General features: G+C 48.7%; 17 protein-coding genes and 1 tRNA gene. 13 read left to right on the plus strand and 5 right to left on the minus strand.

The window, feature by feature from the left end:
• Positions 1–2: 2 nt before the first annotated feature.
• The 3 genes from C9I99_RS13450 (at position 3) to purF (ending at position 2,790) form a co-directional block, all read left to right on the plus strand.
• Entirely contained in the window at positions 3–590 is a 588-nt protein-coding gene (locus tag C9I99_RS13450; protein ID WP_107349410.1) for an SPOR domain-containing protein, read from the plus strand.
• A gap of 64 nt (positions 591–654) precedes the next feature.
• Positions 655–1,146 carry a colicin V production protein gene (cvpA, locus tag C9I99_RS13455; protein WP_107349626.1) on the plus strand — a complete coding sequence of 164 codons (492 nt, stop codon included), beginning with the start codon at positions 655–657 and terminating at the stop codon, positions 1,144–1,146.
• A gap of 126 nt (positions 1,147–1,272) precedes the next feature.
• The gene (gene purF, locus C9I99_RS13460; protein WP_107349411.1) at positions 1,273–2,790 is read left to right on the plus strand and encodes an amidophosphoribosyltransferase; all 1,518 of its coding nucleotides are present in this window, start codon (positions 1,273–1,275) and stop codon (positions 2,788–2,790) included.
• Between the two features lie 141 nt (positions 2,791–2,931).
• Here purF and C9I99_RS13465 read toward each other — a convergent pair whose 3' ends face one another.
• Both C9I99_RS13465 and C9I99_RS13470 read right to left on the minus strand, forming a co-directional pair.
• Positions 2,932–3,531, minus strand: coding sequence for a Yip1 family protein (locus C9I99_RS13465; RefSeq protein ID WP_107349412.1), 600 nt, complete (start codon positions 3,529–3,531; stop codon positions 2,932–2,934).
• Between the two features lie 205 nt (positions 3,532–3,736).
• Positions 3,737–4,612 carry a LysR family transcriptional regulator gene (locus tag C9I99_RS13470; protein ID WP_107349413.1) on the minus strand — a complete coding sequence of 292 codons (876 nt, stop codon included), beginning with the start codon at positions 4,610–4,612 and terminating at the stop codon, positions 3,737–3,739.
• A 359-nt stretch (positions 4,613–4,971) separates the two neighbouring features.
• Between C9I99_RS13470 and C9I99_RS13475 the strand changes: the two genes are divergently transcribed.
• Positions 4,972–6,021: a response regulator gene (locus C9I99_RS13475; protein ID WP_107349627.1), complete on the plus strand. Its 1,050-nt coding sequence runs from the start codon at positions 4,972–4,974 to the stop codon at positions 6,019–6,021.
• An 88-nt stretch (positions 6,022–6,109) separates the two neighbouring features.
• On the opposite strand, the gene C9I99_RS13480 is transcribed toward C9I99_RS13475, so the two are convergent.
• Positions 6,110–7,498: a peptide MFS transporter gene (locus C9I99_RS13480; protein ID WP_107349414.1), complete on the minus strand. Its 1,389-nt coding sequence runs from the start codon at positions 7,496–7,498 to the stop codon at positions 6,110–6,112.
• A 416-nt stretch (positions 7,499–7,914) separates the two neighbouring features.
• On the opposite strand from C9I99_RS13480, the gene rfaH reads away from it, so the two are divergent.
• A complete protein-coding gene (gene rfaH, locus C9I99_RS13485) occupies positions 7,915–8,412 on the plus strand; it encodes a transcription/translation regulatory transformer protein RfaH (RefSeq protein WP_107349415.1) in 498 nt (165 codons plus the stop codon).
• A 78-nt stretch (positions 8,413–8,490) separates the two neighbouring features.
• Positions 8,491–9,402: a UTP--glucose-1-phosphate uridylyltransferase GalU gene (galU, locus tag C9I99_RS13490; protein ID WP_107349416.1), complete on the plus strand. Its 912-nt coding sequence runs from the start codon at positions 8,491–8,493 to the stop codon at positions 9,400–9,402.
• 114 nt (positions 9,403–9,516) lie between these two features.
• Here the strand turns inward: galU and folD are convergent, their stop codons facing one another.
• Positions 9,517–10,374 (minus strand): bifunctional methylenetetrahydrofolate dehydrogenase/methenyltetrahydrofolate cyclohydrolase FolD, encoded by an 858-nt coding sequence (gene folD, locus C9I99_RS13495; protein ID WP_107349417.1) that lies wholly within the window; start codon positions 10,372–10,374, stop codon positions 9,517–9,519.
• Between the two features lie 343 nt (positions 10,375–10,717).
• On the opposite strand from folD, the gene C9I99_RS13500 reads away from it, so the two are divergent.
• Positions 10,718–10,794, plus strand: a tRNA-Arg gene (locus tag C9I99_RS13500).
• A gap of 121 nt (positions 10,795–10,915) precedes the next feature.
• Here C9I99_RS13500 and C9I99_RS13505 read toward each other — a convergent pair.
• Positions 10,916–11,671, minus strand: coding sequence for an SDR family NAD(P)-dependent oxidoreductase (locus tag C9I99_RS13505; protein WP_107349418.1), 756 nt, complete (start codon positions 11,669–11,671; stop codon positions 10,916–10,918).
• Positions 11,672–12,086: 415 nt separating this feature from the next.
• On the opposite strand from C9I99_RS13505, the gene tig reads away from it, so the two are divergent.
• The 6 genes from tig to ppiD all read left to right on the plus strand — a co-directional run bounded on the left by tig (position 12,087) and on the right by ppiD (position 20,660).
• On the plus strand, positions 12,087–13,391 hold the full coding sequence (tig, locus tag C9I99_RS13510; RefSeq protein WP_107349419.1) for a trigger factor: 1,305 nt from the start codon (positions 12,087–12,089) through the stop codon (positions 13,389–13,391).
• 107 nt (positions 13,392–13,498) lie between these two features.
• Positions 13,499–14,122 (plus strand): ATP-dependent Clp endopeptidase proteolytic subunit ClpP, encoded by a 624-nt coding sequence (gene clpP, locus C9I99_RS13515; protein ID WP_107349420.1) that lies wholly within the window; start codon positions 13,499–13,501, stop codon positions 14,120–14,122.
• 113 nt (positions 14,123–14,235) lie between these two features.
• Complete coding sequence (clpX, locus tag C9I99_RS13520) at positions 14,236–15,516, plus strand: ATP-dependent protease ATP-binding subunit ClpX (protein WP_107349421.1); 1,281 nt, start codon at positions 14,236–14,238, stop codon at positions 15,514–15,516.
• Between the two features lie 129 nt (positions 15,517–15,645).
• Positions 15,646–18,018 carry an endopeptidase La gene (gene lon / locus C9I99_RS13525; protein WP_107349422.1) on the plus strand — a complete coding sequence of 791 codons (2,373 nt, stop codon included), beginning with the start codon at positions 15,646–15,648 and terminating at the stop codon, positions 18,016–18,018.
• Positions 18,019–18,230: 212 nt separating this feature from the next.
• A complete protein-coding gene (gene hupB, locus C9I99_RS13530; RefSeq protein ID WP_107349423.1) occupies positions 18,231–18,503 on the plus strand; it encodes a nucleoid-associated protein HU-beta in 273 nt (90 codons plus the stop codon).
• A gap of 273 nt (positions 18,504–18,776) precedes the next feature.
• A complete protein-coding gene (gene ppiD / locus C9I99_RS13535) occupies positions 18,777–20,660 on the plus strand; it encodes a peptidylprolyl isomerase (protein ID WP_107349424.1) in 1,884 nt (627 codons plus the stop codon).
• Positions 20,661–20,681 lie beyond the last annotated feature (21 nt).

The following is a 20,681-nucleotide window of genomic DNA, read 5'->3' on the forward strand; positions in this document are numbered from 1 at the left end:
CTGTGGCAAGTAAATTTCAGAGCCGGTTGGTCGGGACAATCATTTTGGTGGCAGTCGGGGTGATCTTTCTTCCCGATTTGTTCGACGGCAAAAAACAGCATTACCAAGAGCAATTTGCCAGTATTCCGCTGCAGCCTGAAACCATCGCTGAAGTAGAGTATGAAACGATCCCTGCTCCGGAGTTTGCCGAGGTGGATCTCCCCCCGGAACCGGTCACGGTCGTGATTGATGAGCCGCAGCGGAAAGAGGCAGTTGAGGTGACTGCAGAGGCCATCGAGGCGGCTAACCAGCCATTAAAGGTTGAGCCTCAACCTATCACTAAGCCTAAAGTGGGTAACCAAGACAGTGCTTGGGTGGTTCAATTGGGGGTTTTCCGCAATTTTGATAACGCGAACCAGTTGGTTGAGCGTCTTCGCAAGGCGGGGTATCAAGCGCATGTTTTTCCAAAGAAACCACAACAGGGCGATCTTGCCAGGGTTGTCGTTGGTCCTGATGTGTCGAAGCAAAAGCTATCGGCTGACATCAATGAATTGGAAAAATTGACCGGATTAAAAGGCCGATTGGTCAGATTTAATCCACTTAACCCTTAGGTAAACGTTTGCGTTCTCATTTTTTCTGTTAGAATACGCATCAACAATAAGAATTCAATAAATGATGATTTGGATTGATTACGTCATTTTAGGCGTAATAGGCTTCTCGGCTTTGGTAAGTGTGATCCGAGGTTTTGTCAAGGAAGCGCTCTCGTTAGTGATATGGTTTGCAGCCTTTTTTGTCGCAAGTAATTTTTATACTCAACTGGCGGCCTACTTCACTAATATTGACGACGAGATGCTTCGTAACGGCAGCGCAATCGCTGCCTTGTTCATTGCCACGCTGATAGTCGGGGCAGTTGTGAACTATGTGATTGGACAACTGGTACAGAAAACGGGTCTGTCAGGGACAGACCGGGTACTGGGCATAGTGTTCGGAGGGATACGCGGCGTATTGATTGTTGCCGCGGTACTGTTCTTCATCGACGCCTTCACGGGGTTTGCTGATTCAGACTGGTGGTTGCAGTCTCAGTTGATCCCCCAGTTTGGCGTTGTGATTGAATGGTTCTTCACGTACTTAAAGGACACATCAAGCTTTTTACCGGGCGCACTATAGCGAACGGTGTGGAATGTAACGGGTTCAGTTTATTAAGCTGATACCCAATGGAAAAGCTTTCAGCGGGTATTTGGCACAGTCGAATGCCCGCTGAAATTCAATTAAAGCGTGACGAGGATTTAGGACATGTGTGGTATTGTCGGAATCGTGGGTTCAACCCCGGTTAACCAGTCTATTTATGATGCTTTGACCGTGTTGCAACACCGCGGCCAAGATGCGGCTGGTATTGTTACCTTAGAAAGCAATCGTTTTCGTCTACGTAAAGCGAACGGTTTGGTCCGTGATGTGTTTGAAGCTAAGCACATGCAACGTTTGCAGGGTAACGTAGGGATCGGCCATGTGCGCTATCCGACTGCAGGTAGCTCTAGCGCCTCAGAAGCCCAGCCATTCTATGTTAACTCACCTTACGGTATTTCACTGGCTCACAATGGTAACCTGACCAACGCGGCTGAAATCAAAGAGCAGATGTTCGAAAAAGCACGTCGTCACGTTAATACAACGTCTGACTCTGAAATTTTGCTGAACGTATTGGCAAACCAGCTGGAAAGTGCCCAAACCTATCCAATTACGCCTGAAGAAATTTTTGATGCGGTTCGCGAAGTACACCGCATGGTTAAAGGTGCTTATGCCGTGGTTTCTATGGTTATCGGCCACGGTATGATTGCTTTTCGTGACCCGCACGGCATCCGTCCGCTGTGTTTGGGTAAACGTGAAGTTGAAGGCCAGGTTGAATACATGGTTGCTTCAGAATCTGTAGCACTGGATGCGGTTGGTTTTGACTTCATGCGTGATGTTGCGCCGGGTGAAGCGGTTTACGTATCATTTGACGGTCAACTGTTTACCCAGCAGTGTGCAGATAACCCAACGCTAAACCCTTGTGTGTTTGAGTTTGTCTACTTTGCTCGCCCTGACTCGTTCATCGATAAAGTGTCGGTCTACAGCGCACGCGTTTGTATGGGCCAGAAGCTTGGTGAGAAGATCAAGCGCGAGTGGGCTGATGTAGATATCGATGTGGTTATCCCGATCCCTGAAACATCTTGTGATAGTGCATTGGAAATTGCCCGTACGCTAGACAAGCCATACCGTCAGGGTTTTGTGAAAAACCGCTATGTGGGCCGTACTTTCATTATGCCAGGCCAGCAAATGCGCCGTAAGTCGGTTCGCCGTAAGCTAAATGCTATCCGTTCCGAGTTCAAGGGCAAGAGTGTATTGCTGGTGGACGATTCGATTGTCCGCGGAACAACATCAGAGCAGATCATCGAAATGGCCCGTGAAGCCGGTGCTCGCAAGGTTTACTTGGCTTCTGCAGCCCCTGAGGTACGCTTCCCGAACGTTTACGGTATCGATATGCCAACGGCGAATGAGCTGATTGCCCATGGTCGTGAAGTCGATGAAATCAGTAAGATGATCGGTTCTGACGGCCTAATTTTCCAAGATCTGCAAGATCTGGTTGATGCCGTTGCTGAAGGTAACCCTGATATCGAGACATTTGAAACGTCGGTCTTCAGTGGTTCGTATGTCACTGGTGATATCGACCAGAGCTATTTAGATTTCTTGGAATCGCTGCGCAGCGAAGATGCGAAAACTCAGCGTGAAATCCAGCAAGATCTCGCGAACCTTGAGTTGCATAACGAAGGGGTGTAAGAGGCAGGCGAGAGCGGCTATCGGCACGGGGCTCTAGGAATAGATAAAAAGCAAAAGCGAGAGCCATTGGCTCTCGCTTTTTTGTATGTTATTTCTAGCCTCTAGCCTCTAGCCTCTAGCCTCTAGCCTCTAGCCTCTAGCCTAGTGACTAAACTGCGGCCCTATGCCCAAGTTCCACAGAATCACCGAGCCTGCGATAATTGATACCAGCAGCACCAACCCACAGGTCACGATAGAGCTGGCATAAATGAATCCTCGCTCTTCAGGGATATGCATCAGGATAGGAACGCCGGTATACAGTAGGTAGACCGAGTAGGCTATCCCGATCAGACCGGCAATCATCAGGAACCAGACTTGCGGATAGATAGCCGCGATACTGATCATGAAAAGCGGTGTGGCGGTATAGGCGGCCAGTTCAAGTGCTTGGGTGTAAGTGGGTGTCGAACCGAAGGTATGGCTCATCCAGTAGGTGAGGTAGGCGAGGGCGAAGACCCCGGCAATTAAGGCAAAATACATGGCGACGGACATGGCCAACGCACTACCTTGGGTCAGATAGATAGGTGAACCAACACCAATACGCCAACCAATAAAGACGCTGGAAATGAAAGCAAACGCGGGTGGGAGTAAAGCAATCAGTAAGATATGGCTTAAACTGCTTTGTATCCCTTCATGTTCCTTGTCAATCGCCCGCCACTCTTGCTTGGGGTGGGTGTACAAACCAAATAAATGTCCCAGAATCATAACGCTTCCTCATTGAGTCGTGCTTATTTTCATGCCAGTACTATTAACGTTTAGTCGGGGTTGAAACAGTTCGCAAGGAAGTACCGTTATCTAATCGCAAACTAAGCAATATTCGGAGTTATCTAAGGTAAGAGGGGCGTTTGGGCGGGATGTTACCTCCCCGCAGATTGGGTGATGCGGGAAGGTCGTTTTCTACTGCTAGAACTTAGAGTTTGAAGTATTCGCTGGCAAACTCAATGAAAATCCGCAGTTTCTCTGGTTGGTAATCACGGTGGTTATACATCAGGTATACATCACGTTGGTTTGATGACCAGTTTTTGAGGATTTGGACCAACTCACCGGAGGAGATGTATTTCTCCAGCATCACATCCGGCATCAGGGTGATCCCGAGTCCTGCCATACACGCCTTGCGCACGACATTGAGCTCGTTAGCTTCGTAGCGGCCACGATCTGACACCGTCACTGTTTCACCGTCACTGTTGGTCAGGCGCCAACGCAGTAGCGGCTTACCCTTTAGCAATGGGTGCTGGTGGAGATCTTGAGCGTGCTTCGGCTCAGAATTGTTACTTAAGTAATCTGGACTGGCGACTAGAATATCTTTCACCGCATTGATTTTCCGTGCAATCAACGTGGAGTCGCGCTGTGGGCCGACCCGGAAAATCACATCCCAATCGGTTGGGTCGAGAATTTCAGGATCATTGCTCATCATCAGCTGAATATGGATCGCTGGATGTTCTTGCATAAAGGTATTGAGCAAAGGCTGCAACATCACCTTGGTCAGATTCGACGGCGCGGCAATCTTAAGTTTACCGGCTGCCCCTTTACACTCTTCGCTAACATGCTCGGCCGTATCGACCAAACTCTGTAGCAACGGGCTGCACTCATCGTAAAATTTCTGTCCGGCTTCTGTCAGTGATAGCTTCCTTGCATGACGGTTTAGTAGGCGGATATTTAAGCACTCTTCAAGTGCCTGGATACGCCGGGTCAGGGTGGCAACGGGCACCTGGGTCTTACGAGACGTCGCTGTGTAACTGCCATTTTCCACAACCATGCGGAATAAATTTAAATCGTCAAGCTTCATAACTGTACAACACTGAAAACTTATAATGGTGAATTGTATAACAAAATATGCAAAAAGATGACGTTTTCAGGACAACTTTTGCTGTAAATCAAGATATCGTGCATTTTTCTTTTCAAGGTATACCCAAGTTACTGGAGTCTGATTCTTAGTAATTGAAAAATTTAAACTTTGATGCTGTTAACAATTTTCAATATTTTCAGCATGGAAAGTATGAATCCCCTGACGATCTGCGGATTTCGACCTATGCTTTTGTTAGGTTAGTCAAGCCTGTGGTTAGCGTTGTCATGAGTACACATTCCCAGCAAGGCGGCACCCGAGGTGTCAAGCACCATTACCATTCTTCAGTCAGGGAGCAGGCTTTGCTTGAAGATAAAGACGTTCTGATCGTCGAAGATGATCCAGTATTTAGAACCATGCTTTCTGGTTTCCTTATCAGTCAGGGTTGCCGGGTGCGTGAGGCGGAAAATGGCTTGGAGGGACTCAAGGCATTGCGTGATGACATGCCTGACATTCTGCTGTGTGATTTAGCAATGCCGGTATTGACGGGGATGGAGTTTGTTGAGGAAGTCTCTTTGCAGTATCCGATGGTGCCGATCATCGTTATCTCTGGTACCGGTAATATGTCTGATGTGGCGGCAGCCTTGCGCCATGGTGTGAAGGATTTTCTCATCAAACCGCTCGATAACATCATGGTGCTTAAATCGGCGATTATGTCGGTACTCAAATCGGAAGATTCAGTCACGGAAAACCTTGGCTTTTCAAGCCAATGGGTAAATATCGAAGATGAAACGATCGTAGATGAAGAGCTTGCGTGGCATATTGAGGAGCTTAAAGCGAACCCGAGGGCCGCTCGGGAGTTATTGTTGGGGTTGATGCCTGAAACGCAGTCCTCGCTCGGTGACTGGCAGTTAAATTATTGCATATTGCAGGCAACGGATGTTCAGCCTGTTTTGCTTGATTACACCTGGCTGATGGATGGTCGGCTGGCATTTTATTTGGTCGACTCGGCGACGGGCGGTGATAACGGTACGGCGACTACCTTGTTGATCAGGGCTTTTTTCAACGATTATTTACGTACCCGTATGGGTGATCAAAATACGATTTCAGGGCTCATTAAGCTCATTGAGAAGGGGATGCGTCACTCAGGCTATGCTTCTCCGATCAAAGCCATTTTTGGTATTATTGATGTGACGGACAGGACCATGAACATTGCCTCTGCCGGTCTTTCTGCGCGGTTGCAAACCAGTGACGGGGAACAAGTTGTCGCAGCCCAGCCATGGCTGGGCAATAATGCGAGCAAGAATGATAGTGTGAGCCTTAAGCTTTCAGACTCTGGCGGGCGGCTGTCGTTGAGTGAAACCGGCTCGGCCAGTTTTAGCTTAACCTTCAAGCGAAAAGCCAATAATTGAGGTTACTTGGATGATAAAAAACGGAGAACCCAGGCTCTCCGTTTTTGTGTATCACGCTCGTTGTGAAGCATGGTTTGTTGCGAAAAAATTAAGCCTGTACCGGCTGAGGCTCTGCGTCTTCTTCAACGGCCTTACCTTCGGCACCGTGCATCCAGCGGATAAGTTGGTTAGAGCATAGTAGTAGAAGGACACCGGCAACGGTTGCGGCAATGGCGATGCCGCTGAAGATCGCCATAGGGCCAGCTTCACCCACGTGGGCACCGATAATACCAGCGACATAGTTAGCGATGGCATTGAAGCCAAACCACGCACCCATCATCAAAGAGGCAAGACGTAGCGGCGCGAGTTTGGTCACCATCGATAAGCCGATTGGCGATAGGCATAGCTCACCCAGAGTATGGAAGAAGTAGGCCGCGACTAGCCAGAACATGGATGTCTTCACGGTGATATCGCCACCTTGCTGCATCACTGCACCCATCATGCAAATGAATCCGGCAGCCAGGAAGAACAGGCCCATGGCAAATTTAGCTGGGGAGCTTGGTTCTTTAGGCCCCATTTTTACCCAAATTGACGCAATCAGTGGTGCAAGGGTGATCACGAAGAACGGGTTAAGTGACTGGAACCATGCAGCAGGTACTTCAAAGCTACCGATCATTCGGTCAGTGTACTGCTGCGAGAAGATATTCATCAGGCCACCGGCTTGCTCGAAGCCTGCCCAGAAAATGACGACGAACATACCCATGATCATAATGACCTTGAGGCGATCTTTTTCTTGTTTGGTCAGTGGTTCTTGTTTGCCTGACTTATTCATCGCTGCCGCACGTTTTGCCGCAGGTTCTTTACCAATGTTGCCCAGTAGGCGTTCAGCAAAAATCAGCTGGGTGACCAAGCTGATCAACATACCGATACCCGCCGTTAGAAAGCCGGCTTTCCAGCCGTAGGCGGCAGAGGCGGTGCCTGCAATAATACCGGCCAGCAATGAGCCAAGGTTGATCCCCATGTAGAAGATAGTGAATGCACCGTCGCGGCGGTTATCGCCGTCTTGGTAAAGATCGCCCACCATGGTTGAAATGTTCGGCTTGAACATACCGTTACCGATGATTAGCAAGCCAAGGCCGAGGTAAAAGGCTGTCACAGAATGTGGGTCGACCATGCTGTTTGGAAGGGCAAGGGTAAACTGGCCTAGGGCCATCAAGATACCGCCAATGATGATTGAGCGGCGTTGTCCAAGAAAGTTGTCAGCGATCCAACCACCGATGAGCGGCGTAATGTACACAAGGCCGGTATAGATACCGTATAGGTTAAGGGCGTCTTGTGTCGACCAACCTAGACCACCATTGATGGTTTTGTCGGTGAGGTAAAGCACCAGAATGGCACGCATCGCATAGTAAGAAAAACGTTCCCACAGTTCGGTTCCAAACAGTAAGAACAAACCCTTAGGGTGGCCTAGTAACGTGCCACTATTCAGATTGCTCATAATTATTCTCTAAATTTAGTTGTTTTTGTGTTTGCTAATGTCGCTCCTTTTATAAATGACAAATTATTAAACTGCAAATCGTTACAAATCAAAAACAAATCAAAAACAATGCAACATGTTGATTAGTAAGCGGTTGTTTGCTATTCGTCCAAAATTGAAATTTCAGATTTACCATAAGTGATGTAAAGGTTATCCTTTCTTTTTTTAATTTTGTGGTTTTTTCATCTTTATTTTTATTATTTGTTGGGGTTATGTATCGCAATGATTTCCTGTTAATGGTTGTTACACAATTGGCGGGTTGTGCACTAGCATCTAAAGGGCTGAGATATTGGTCTTGAGGGTAGGCAAAACATTGTCGGCTAGGGTGGCTTAGGTATAATTGCCTCAGGCGAGAGGATTAACTGACTGAGATTGCTATGAAAGATTGGTACCTACTATATTGTAAGCGCAGTGAACAAGAACGTGCGGTGATTAATCTTGATCGTCAAGGAGTTGAGTGTTATTACCCTCAGGTAACCGTGGATAAAATAGTCCGTGGAAAACGCGTTACCGCTTTTGAGCCGTTGTTCCCGGGCTATATGTTTGCCTATTTTGATCCCGAAAATATCAGTTATACCACTGTACGATCTACGCGCGGCGTTGCAGACTTTATTCGCCAAGGCGCGAGGCCGCAGACGGTAAACCCTGATCTTATCTATAGCTTGATGATTAATGAAGACTCGGAAGAACACCAAAAAAAATTATCAGACCTTCCTAAGCCGGGTGAGTCACTTAAGCTGACACAGGGTCAGTTCAAAGGCATTGAGGCAATTTATCAAGAACCTGACGGTGAAAAACGCTCATTTATGATGATTCAATTGCTGGGTAAGCCGGTGAAGGTCAGTGTTCAGAATGAAGATTTGGTGAAAAAGTGAACCGTGATTATTGCAAAGTTGGATTCGATTGCAATGAGTTTGTTATAGTGGCTTGAATAATTTTAAATGGAAAATAATATGTCTACGTCTTCCCTTGTCCGTAAAGCGGTGATTCCTGTCGCTGGTTTGGGTACCCGAATGCTTCCGGCAACCAAGGCTATTCCAAAGGAAATGCTGCCAATTGTTGATAAGCCTCTTATTCAGTACGTTGTTAATGAGTGTGTGGCTGCTGGTATTAAAGAAATCGTATTGGTTACCCACTCATCGAAAAATTCTATCGAAAACCATTTCGATACCTCTTTTGAGCTTGAAGCGACGCTTGAAAAGCGTGTTAAGCGTCAGTTACTGGATGAGGTACAAAAGATTTGTCCAAAAGGTGTCACTATTATGCATGTACGCCAGGGGCAGGCGAAGGGCCTAGGTCATGCCGTGCTTTGTGCCCACCCGTTGATCGGTGATGAGCCGTTTGCTGTCGTGCTGCCAGATGTGATTTTGGATGAGGCTGCCAGCGATCTACGTCGTGAAAATATGGCGGCAATGGTCAATGCGTTTAATTCGACTAAGATCAGCCAGGTGATGGTTGAGCCAGTTCCGATGTCTGAGGTTTCTAGCTACGGCGTGGCCGACATCAACGGTGCTGAGTTGAAACCAGGTGAAACGGCGGCGATGACAAAAGTGGTAGAGAAGCCTGCTCGTGAAGAAGCACCGTCGAATTTGGCCATTGTTGGCCGCTACGTGCTCCCGGCTGAAATCTGGTCTTTATTGGCCCGTACGCCAGTAGGTGCGGGTGATGAAATCCAGCTGACTGACGCGATTGATATGTTGATGGAAGATCAGCAAGTGAATGCTTTTCATATGTCAGGCAAGAGCCACGACTGCGGCAGCAAGCTAGGGTACATGCAGGCATTTGTTGAATACGGTATGCGCCACGAGACCCTGGGCAAAGAATTTACAGCGTTCTTGAAAGAAAGGCTTCAGGCGAAAGGCTAGAGGCCATAGGCAAAGCGTTTGTTTTAGTTAAAAGGGCCGGGTGTTGATTACAACACCCGGCCCTTTTTAATATTCTAGCCACTAGCCACTAGCCACTAGCCACTAGCCAATTAATCACTTCTCATGATACTGCTCACAGGCTAGCAGTGTATTTTCAATCAAGGTTGCGACTGTCATCGGGCCGACTCCCCCTGGAACAGGGGTAATATGGCGAGCGCGCTCGCGGGCAATGTCATATTCGACATCACCGGCTAGCTTACCGCTATCTAAGCGGTTGATGCCAACATCAACCACGGTGGCCCCTTCTTTGATCCAATCGCCCGGAATAAAGTTAGGCTTACCCACCGCGACGACCAGGATATCGGCTTGGCGTACGTAGCTTTCCAGATCTTGGGTAAAGCGGTGGCAGGTGGTGGTGGTGGCACCTGCAAGCAATAGTTCAAGTGTCATAGGGCGGCCGACAATATTGGATGCGCCGACAATTACCGCATGCTTACCGCGAAGGGCGATATTGTAGCGTTCAAGCAAGGTGATGATCCCTTTCGGGGTACATGAACGCAGCTTGGGAATTCGCTGGCACAGTCGACCTACATTGTAAGGATGGAAGCCATCGACGTCTTTTTCTGGGTCGATCCGCTCAAGCACTTTGGTGGTATCGATACCTGCTGGGAGGGGAAGCTGGACCAAGATACCATCCACTTCGTTGTCATTGTTTAACTCGTCGATCAGGGCAAGCAATTCCGTTTCAGTTGTCGTAGCAGGAAAGTCAAAGGACTTGGATACAAAACCGACCTCATCACAGGCTTTACGCTTACTGCCTACGTAAATTTGCGAAGCGGGATCCTGACCTACCAGAACAACGGCTAATCCCGGGGCACGAAGGCCTGCATCGAGGCGTGCTTTGACTCGGGCAGCAACTTCTTGACGAACTGTTTGCGAAATAAGTTTTCCATCAATGATTTGAGCGGCCATGTTTATCCTTTGGACTGAAAGTGACTGAGCGCGAAGCGGGCAGCTTGATTGGTTGCCCCCTTGAGGGGGTATCATCAGTGCTACCTAGATGTTGTATTGTCGCAGAGAATGTTACCGAAATCCATAGCGCAAACGTTTGCTTGTTGGTTTGTTTACGTTTTGGTAATAGTTGCTGCTTTAGTGTGGGTATTTGTAACTTGTATGGATGCGCCCATAGCCCATTCAATTTGTTCTATGTTTAGTCACTTAAACGCAAATGCAGAGAAAATAGGGGAAAAGGCATTGACGTTCATTGATGGAGACGTATAATTCCGTCCCGTAACCTCGCGTTACACCGGATAAAGCGCCCTTAGCTCAGCTGGATAGAGCACGTCCCTTCTAAGGATGTGGTCGTAGGTTCGAATCCTACAGGGCGTGCCATCCTCCCCCTTTCATTTACCTGTTACATCCTTTTCTGCTACTTCTAGCGAATCAATCTCCCTGTATCAAAACCTGTTTTTCCTGTACCTCCTTGATGTTGCTTGCTGCCCCCTGTTATTTCTCACCATGGAAGCGTTGTACTATCCCAATGTAAGAACTTACCGGTATCCGCTGGGGTAAGGGACCGCAGTACCCGGAAAATTCTCTCGGCAGAACGTTGCGGTGAGTAAAGCTTGTCACTGCGGATACTGTGCTGAAATGGGGCGGATAGTGATGTATCCGTTGTTCCTGGATGAAGTGCGGCGATGCAGGCTTGGGGAAAGCGCCTTTGCCACTCGATACTAAGCGTTTTGACGAACATGTTGAGTGCAGCCTTGCTCATTCGGTAGCTGTACCACCCGCCAGCATGGTTATCGGCAATGGAGCCAACCATGGCGGATAAGCATAAGAAGCGAAAGGGGTCCTCACGCTTGTAGAGCCTGTCGAGAAATTGTGCAATGGCAATGCTGCTGTAGGTATTGGCATGGATGTTGTCGGCAAGGAAAGGTTCACTGATCTGTGATAGGCGTTTTTCCGGCATTCTGCCAGAGGGAGCGCTATGCAGTAGCCCGGATGCATTGATTGTCCATGCCGGTAAGCCATACTGCTCGAAAACGGCGGTGAGTTGCGGCGAGGTCTCAGAGTTTTGCTGGCGCAGATCACCGACAACGGTGGTCATTTGGCCGCTATAGCTGGTCTGTAATTGCTGCAGGGCCATTGAAGAGCGGCGCGTTGAAGCGGTGACCTGATAGCCTTGAGCGAGAATATGTCGAGTAAGAGCAAGCCCTAACCCCCCGTTTGCACCCACAATCCAAACCTTCTTTTTTCCTATAAACATCGCTATATCCACTGGCTAGTTATGAAACAGTACGCATCACCATGCATTTCGGATCACTATTCATTCTGGCTACCCAGTTGGACGATATTTATACGGTAAAAATTCGGCGTTTAGGCGGGAAAAAAGACAGTTAAAACAGCGTACGGTCAAAAAAACGTAAAAGGAAACGTTTTTTTTGGGGTTTTCCCTTGAAAATGGTTTTTTTGCCCCTATCTTGTGTGAAAGGTTTGATTGCGGTGCGGCCACTCTGTCTCGACGGCAGGGCTGAGGACCGTTATAATACCGCGCTTCACAGAATTAAGGCGTTATGGTTTGGCCGTGGTTGCTGGCCATAACACGAAAGGATGCCACCGTCAGCATGACTGATCGGCAACATCACTCAGAGAATACTGAGTAAGTTTTGAGGTTAAATAAAATGCAAGTTACCGTTGAAACCACTGAAGGTCTAGAACGCCATCTAACTATCACAGTTCCAGCTGCAAACATCGAAGATGCTGTTGCTGCTGAGCTGAAGAAAATTGCTAAGAATCGTCGTTTCGATGGTTTCCGTCCTGGTAAAGCACCGATTAAAATGGTTGCTCGTATGTTCGGCGCTTCTGTTCGCCAGGACATCCTAGGTGAAGTGATGCAGCGTCACTACATCGAAGCGATCGTTAAAGAAAAAATCAACCCAGCAGGCGCACCAACTTTCACCCCAGTTGAGATCGCTGAAGGTAAAGACCTAGTATTCAAAGCGTCTTTCGAAATCTTCCCAGAAATCGAGCTAGCGGGTCTAGAAAACATCACTGTTGAAAAACCAGCAGTAGAAGTGAAAGACGAAGACGTTGACACAATGCTAGACACGCTTCGCAAGCAGCAGGCAACGTGGAACGAAGTTGCAGACGCAGCAGCTGCTGACAGCCGCGTAACTATCGACTTCACAGGTTCTATCGACGGTGAAGAATTCGACGGCGGTAAAGCTGAAGGTTTCGCTCTTGCTATGGGCCAGGGCCGAATGATCCCAGGTTTCGAAGACGGTATCGTTGGTAAGAAAGCGGGCGAAGAGTTCTCTCTAGAAGTGACTTTCCCTGAAGATTACCACGCTGAAAACCTAAAAGGTAAAGCAGCGACTTTCGCTATCAAACTACACAAAGTTGAAGCTCAGGAACTTCCAGAGCTGACTGAAGAGTTTGTTGCTAAGTTCGGCGTTGAAGACGGTTCTGTTGAAGGCCTGAAAGCTGAAGTTCGTAAGAACATGCAGCGCGAGCTGAAGCAAGCTGTTAAGAACCGCATCAAAGATCAGGTTCTAAATGGCCTAGTTGAGCAGAACGACATCACTGTTCCTGCTGCTCTTATCGATCAGGAAATCAACGTTCTACGCCAGCAGGCAACTCAGCGCTTCGGCGGTGATGCTGCTAACGCACCAGAGCTTCCTCGTGAGCTGTTCGAAGAGCAAGCGAAGCGTCGCGTAGTTGTTGGCCTACTTCTTGGTGAAGTGATCAAGTCTGAAGAGCTAAAAGCGGACGAAGAGCGCGTTAAAGCGATCATCGCTGAAATGGCTTCTGCTTACGAAGATCCAACAGAAGTTGTTTCTTACTACGAGAAGAACGAGCAGATGATGAACAACATGCGCAACGTTGCTCTAGAAGAGCAAGCTATCGATGCGCTACTGGCTAAAGCTCAGGTTTCAGATAAAGAAGTTAGCTTCAACGATCTGATGAACCAACAGCCAGCTGCATAATTTGCTGAAATTACTGTAGGGATTTGACTTTACTTCAAATCTTCTGCTAACAATGGTCCGTGTGAGAGTAATTTCATTCGGGCCATTTATTTTAGGGAAATAACGTTATGAGCTACCAAGAAAAAAACGCCATGTCGCCGATCTTAGATGCGCTGGTTCCTATGGTGGTCGAGCAGACTTCTCGTGGTGAACGTTCCTACGACATCTATTCCCGACTATTGAAAGAGCGTGTGATCTTCCTGACCGGTCAGGTAGAAGATCATATGGCCAATCTAGTCGTTGCGCAGCTTCTGTTCCTTGAGTCTGAAAACCCTGACAAGGACATTTTCCTGTATATCAATTCACCGGGCGGCTCGGTTACTGCAGGGATGTCTATCTACGACACCATGCAGTTCATCAAGCCAAACGTCAGCACCGTTTGTATGGGTCAGGCATGCTCTATGGGTGCATTCCTGCTGGCTGGCGGCGCCAAAGGTAAGCGTTACTGCCTACCTAACTCCCGCGTGATGATTCACCAGCCACTAGGTGGCTTCCAGGGCCAGGCTTCTGATATCCAGATCCATGCTCAGGAAATCCTAACGATCAAAGGACGTTTAAACGGTTTGCTTGCAGAGCACACTGGCCAACCACTAGAAGTGGTTGAGCGTGATACCGATCGTGATAACTTTATGTCGGCAGAGCAAGCTGTAGAATACGGTTTGGTCGACGCAGTTTTGAGTCAACGTGACTAAGTTTTTAGCCTCCGTGCAGCGACTTAGCCGTTTGCGCGGAGCAAAAAGACTTGAGTTGTTATACACTCAAAACAAAGGCAATGATGGGGTAAGACCCGAATAGAGGTTAGCGAATGACAGATAAGCGAAAAGAGAGTGGTAGTGGAAAACTGCTGTACTGCTCTTTCTGCGGCAAAAGTCAGCATGAAGTTCGCAAGCTGATTGCAGGCCCTTCTGTGTATATTTGCGATGAATGTGTTGACCTGTGCAACGACATCATTCGTGAAGAAATCAAAGAAGTAATGCCAAAGCGTGATGGCAATGAACTTCCGACACCACAGGAAATTCGTACAAACCTGGATGAATACGTTATTGGTCAGTCTCATGCGAAGAAAGTTCTCGCGGTAGCGGTGTACAACCACTACAAGCGTCTTCGCAATGGCGATACCAATAGTGATGGTGTTGAGTTGGGCAAGAGTAACATCTTGTTGATCGGCCCAACGGGTAGCGGTAAGACGCTACTGGCAGAAACACTGGCACGTATGCTGGATGTACCGTTTACTATGGCGGATGCCACCACCCTGACCGAAGCCGGTTACGTGGGTGAGGATGTTGAAAACATCATCCAGAAGTTGCTGCAGAAGTGTGATTACGATGTAGCCAAGGCCGAGCGCGGTATTGTGTACATCGATGAGATCGACAAGATCTCACGTAAGTCAGACAACCCATCAATTACCCGTGATGTTTCGGGTGAAGGTGTTCAGCAGGCGTTGCTGAAGCTGATTGAAGGCACGGTAGCATCGGTTCCGCCGCAAGGTGGCCGTAAGCATCCACAGCAGGAATTCCTGCAAGTGGACACGTCAAAAATCCTGTTCATCTGTGGCGGTGCGTTCGCCGGCTTGGACAAGGTGGTTGACCAGCGTGTAGCAACCGGTACTGGTATTGGCTTCGGTGCAGATGTCCGTTCGAAAGATCAATCTAATACCCTGAGTGATCTGTTCGAGAAGGTAGAACCTGAAGATTTGGTTAAGTACGGCCTGATCCCTGAGTTCATCGGTCGTCTTCCTGTCACGGCTATCTTGAGCGAGCTGGATGAAGACGCACTGGTACAAATCCTGCGTGAACCGAAGAATGCCCTTACCAAGCAGTATGCGGCACTTCTGGAGCTTGAAAATGTTGAGCTTGAGTTCCGTGACGATGCGCTTGTTGCTATTGCCCGCAAGGCAATGGAACGCAAGACAGGTGCACGTGGCCTTCGCTCGATTGTTGAAGCGGTTCTGCTTGATACCATGTATGAGCTACCTTCAGCTGAAGGCGTGAGCAAGGTTGTTATCGACGAATCAGTAATTAAGGGCGAATCAGAGCCTCTACTGATTTACGAGAACACCGAAAGTCAAGCAGCAGGCGCTGAGTAAAATCTGCCCAGAGCGGTTAAAAAAAGGAGGCAATCGCCTCCTTTTTTATTTTCTGCTACATATCCCGTTGAATCTTGCGCCCATGCCCCCATATACTCTTTAATAAGAGTGAACGGAAGAGAGAATATTATGAACCTGGAGCGTTCGGAACGCCTTGAGATCCCCGTTCTGCCACTGCGTGATGTGGTGGTCTACCCGCATATGGTCATTCCATTGTTTGTAGGCCGGGATAAATCTATTCGCTGCCTTGAAGCGGCGATGGATGATAACAAGCAAATTTTGTTGGTTGCTCAGAAAGAAGCGGCGACCGACGAACCTTCGATTACCGACCTATACGATGTAGGTACGATTGCGACTATTCTACAGCTGCTCAAACTGCCAGACGGTACGGTGAAGGTGCTGGTTGAAGGTCAGCAGCGTGCTAAAGTCGAGAACCTGCGTGATGATGAGTTCTTCAGTGCTGAGGCCGAGTTCCTGGTTACCGAGGAAATGGATGAGCGCGAGCAGGAAGTGCTGGTTCGAACGGCAATCAATCAGTTCGAAGGGTTTATCAAGCTCAACAAGAAAATCCCGCCAGAGGTTCTGACCTCGCTAAATGGCATTGAGGAAGCCGCTCGCTTGGCTGATACCATTGCTGCCCACATGCCCCTTAAGCTTGCTGACAAGCAGAAGGTGCTGGAAATCATCGATGTTGTAGAGCGTCTCGAGTTCTTGATGGCGATGATGGAATCTGAAATTGACCTGCTGCAAGTTGAAAAACGCATCCGTGGCCGCGTCAAGAAGCAGATGGAAAAGAGCCAGCGCGAGTACTACCTCAACGAGCAGATGAAGGCTATCCAGAAAGAACTGGGTGAGCTGGATGACGCACCGGACGAATTCGAATCTTTGAAGAAGAAAATCGAAGAGTCGAAGATGCCTAAAGAGGCACGCGAGAAGACAGAGCAAGAGCTGCAGAAACTGAAGATGATGTCGCCGATGTCTGCCGAGGCAACGGTGGTGCGTGGCTACATTGACTGGATGCTGAGTGTGCCTTGGTACAAGCGCTCCAAGGTGAAGAAGAACCTAGCCAAGGCCGAAGAAGTGCTGAATGCCGACCATTACGGCCTTGAGCGCGTCAAAGAGCGCATCCTTGAGTATTTAGCGGTTCAGAGCCGTATCAACAAGCTGAAAGGCCCTATCCTGTGTTTGGTTGGTCCTCCTGGTGTTGGTAAAACCTCTTTGGGTCAGTCAATTGCTGCCGCGACCGGGCGTAAATATACCCGTATGGCGCTGGGCGGCGTACGTGACGAAGCGGAAATCCGTGGTCACCGTCGTACCTATATCGGTTCGATGCCGGGCAAGCTGATCCAGAAAATGTCGAAGGTTCAAGTTAAGAACCCGCTGTTCTTGCTTGATGAAATCGACAAAATGTCATCGGACATGCGTGGTGATCCTTCTTCAGCCTTGCTAGAAGTGTTGGATCCTGAGCAGAACAATGCCTTCAACGATCACTACCTCGAAGTCGACTACGACCTTTCTGATGTGATGTTCGTGGCGACCTCGAACTCGATGAACATCCCAGGTCCTTTGCTTGACCGTATGGAAGTGATCCGTCTGTCGGGCTATACCGAAGATGAGAAGCTCAATATTGCCAAGCGCCACCTGCTAGAGAAGCAGGTCCAGCGTAATGGCCTCAAGCCACACGAGATTGAGGTGGATGACTCCGCGCTGATTGGTATCATTCGTTACTATACCCGTGAAGCGGGTGTACGTAGCCTTGAGCGTGAAGTGTCTAAACTGTGCCGCAAAGCCGTGAAAGAGATCCTGCTTAACCCTGAGACCAAAAAAGTTGTTATTACTCAGGATAACCTGAAAGAATATTTGGGTGTTCAGCGCTTTGATTACGGTAAAGCGGAAGAAAATAACCGTATTGGCCAGGTTACCGGTCTGGCGTGGACCGAAGTGGGCGGCGATCTGCTGACCATTGAGACCGAGTCGATGCCGGGCAAAGGCAAGCTGACCTACACCGGTTCCCTCGGTGATGTGATGCAGGAGTCGATTCAGGCGGCGATGACGGTTGTTCGTACCCGTGCCGAGCGCTTGGGTGTTGCGCCTGATTTTTACGAGAAGCGCGATATCCATGTCCATGTGCCTGAAGGGGCGACACCGAAAGACGGACCGAGTGCCGGTATTGCCATGTGTACGGCGTTGGTTTCTAGCCTGACTGGTAACCCGGTTCGCGGCGATGTTGCCATGACCGGTGAGATCACCCTGCGTGGTGAGGTATTACCTATTGGTGGCCTGAAAGAGAAACTGCTTGCAGCTCACCGCGGTGGTATCAAAACGGTACTGATTCCGAAGGAAAACGAGCGTGATCTGGAGGAGATTCCGGATAACGTGATTGCGGATCTGGAAGTGCGACCAGTGCGTTGGATTGATGAAGTGCTAACCGTTGCACTGCAGAATAATCCAACGGGTATTGAGCTGGTAAACGCCCAAAACAGTGACGTGCAGCAAAGTTAAGATATGAAAAAACGCTTTCGAGGATAAAAACCTTGTCAGCGTTTTTTTGTGTGGCTATAAGTGTGTTCTAATTTGCCGTTAGCTCAATAAAATCAATGTCTACACGTGAACCTGTGTTCGGTGTTGATATAATGAAACTGATTCTTTTTGTCCGTGATGTATATTTTGCCATGAAGGCTGCAAACGGATAATGTTCATAGAGGGGATAGATCGTGAACAAAACTCAACTAGTTGATAAAATCGCTGAAAACGCAGATATTTCTAAAGCGTCTGCAGGTCGTGCTCTGGATGCATTCATCGATGCGGTATCTGATAGCCTGAAAACTGGCGATCAGGTTGCGCTTGTTGGCTTCGGTACTTTCTCTGTACGTGAGCGTGCAGCGCGCACTGGCCGCAACCCACAGACTGGTGAAGAAATTCAAATCGCAGCGGCGAAAGTACCTGGCTTTAAAGCAGGTAAAGCGCTTAAAGATTCTGTAAACTAAGCGTGGGGCATTGCCCGCCGGTTTGTGTGAACAAACGAACATTCAGGTTGTCTTAATGGGCAGTCTGGCATGATAAAGGGCGCATCCTGTCGGTGCGCTTTTTTTACTTTGGAAAAGTGTGAATTTTTCAGGTCTTCGCCTGTTAGCATTCTTCACTAATATCAATACAGGTAAGCGATGGTTTCGAAGTCATCCAGACTTCACCAGTCTTTTAGGCTTATCCCAGGTTGGTATTACCATGCCAAATCGAATAGGTAGGAGATACGGCAAATTATGATGGAGCGTATGCGCGAAGGCGCGAGCAGTATTTGGGTCAAGATTATTCTTGGTCTGATTATTTTTTCTTTTGTTTTTGCAGGGGTAGGTAGTTACCTTGCTGGCGGAAACGAGCAAGTTGCTGCGAAAGTGGACGATCGCGAGATTAGCCAGCGCGAGTTCGAAATGGCTTACCAGAACGAACGTAACCGCATGCAGGCACAACTGGGCGATTATTTCTCGACCCTGATGGGTGATCCTGCTTACGTACAGCAGTTCCGCCGCAGTGTGCTAGATCGCATGGTCAATGACCTGTTGATCGAACAGCGTGCCAATGAACTTGGTCTGCGTATCAGCGATCAGCAGGTGACTCAGGTTATTCTTTCTATGCCTGAATTCCAGCGTGATGGTGTCTTTAATAATGAGCAGTACAATGCTCTGCTTCGCCGTTCGGGTCTAACGCCTGATATGTTTGCGGAATCCATGCGTACTGATTTGCTTCGTCAGCAGTTGTTGCTGGCTATCCAAGGCAGTGACTTTGCATTGGGTAACGAAGTGGCGGCACTGACCAAGCTTGAGCGTCAGGAGCGTGAAATTCGTACCCTGACACTGAATGTGGCTGAGTTTACCAACAAGGCTGAGGTGACTGACGAGGAAGCGCAGGCTTACTATGAGCAGAACCCGCTGCAGTTTACTCGTCCAGATCAAGTGAAAGCGGCTTACATCGAATTGTCAGGTACCAACCTGAAAGAGACGCTAAGCGTTTCGGAAGACGATGCGAAAGCATACTACGACGAGAACCAAAACAAATATGGCACTGCAGAGCAACGCCAAGCAAGCCATATCTTGGTTCAGGGCAAAGGTAGCGAAGCGAAGACCAAGATTGAAAACCTGTTGGCTGAGCTAAATAACGGCGCTGACTTTGCTGAACTGGCGAAAACCTCTTCTGATGATACCTTCAGCGGTAAAGAGGGCGGTCAGCTGGATTGGTTTGAGCGTGGTGTGATGGATCCTACGTTTGAAGAGGCGGCATTTGCCCTGAACAACGGTGAGATCTCTGGTGTTGTTGAGTCTGACTTCGGTTACCACATCATCAAACTGGACAACATCAAAGAGCCGACAGTGAAACCATTTGCTGACGTTCGCGATGAAATCCTTGCTGAGCTGCGTGAGCAGCGCGCGGCAGAAGCGTTCTACGATCTTCAGACTCAACTGGCTGAGAAAGCATTCGAAATGCCTGACTCACTAGAAGACGCTGCGCAAGCCGTGGATGCGACGATTCAGACCACGGATTTCATTTCCCAGTTTGATGCGCCAGGCGTGCTAGCCAACCCTGCAGTACAGCAAGCGTTGTTCAGCCTTGAAGTCCGTGAAGACGGCCTGAACTCAGATATTATCGAGATCGGTCCAGAGCATGTTGTTGTTGTGCGTGTCGATGACTCTCGCGAAGAAATGGTCCTGCCATTTGACGAGGTGTCGGCGAAAGTGAAGCAGCAGCTATCGGCTGTTAAAGGTGAGGAAGCGGCTAACGCGAAGGCGGATGAGCTTGTTGCTGCTTTGCGTGCCGGCAGTACCGATGTATTGGCGGATGAAGGCCTGAGCTTCTCTGAGCCTGAATTGATCAACCGTATGGGGGCTGACCGCCTGGTTGCCCAAGTCGCGTTTGGTCTTGCCAAGCCTGCAGCAGAGTCATCGGTATACGGTGTGACCCGTGATACGGCTGGTAATATGCTAATCATCGCGTTGGACAAAGTGGTTGAAGCGGATGTTGAGGGTGTTGACCCGCAGATGGCGCAACAACTTGAGCAAATGCATGCCCAGCAAGATGTCATGGCAACGTTAGATGTATTGCGTAATGCTGCCAAGGTGTCTTACCCTGTGCTAGATACAACAACGAATTAAGTGTAACTAATACGTTGCTAG

The sequence above is a fragment of the Photobacterium lutimaris genome (genome assembly GCF_003025555.1).
In the GTDB taxonomy this organism is placed as follows: domain Bacteria; phylum Pseudomonadota; class Gammaproteobacteria; order Enterobacterales; family Vibrionaceae; genus Photobacterium; species Photobacterium lutimaris.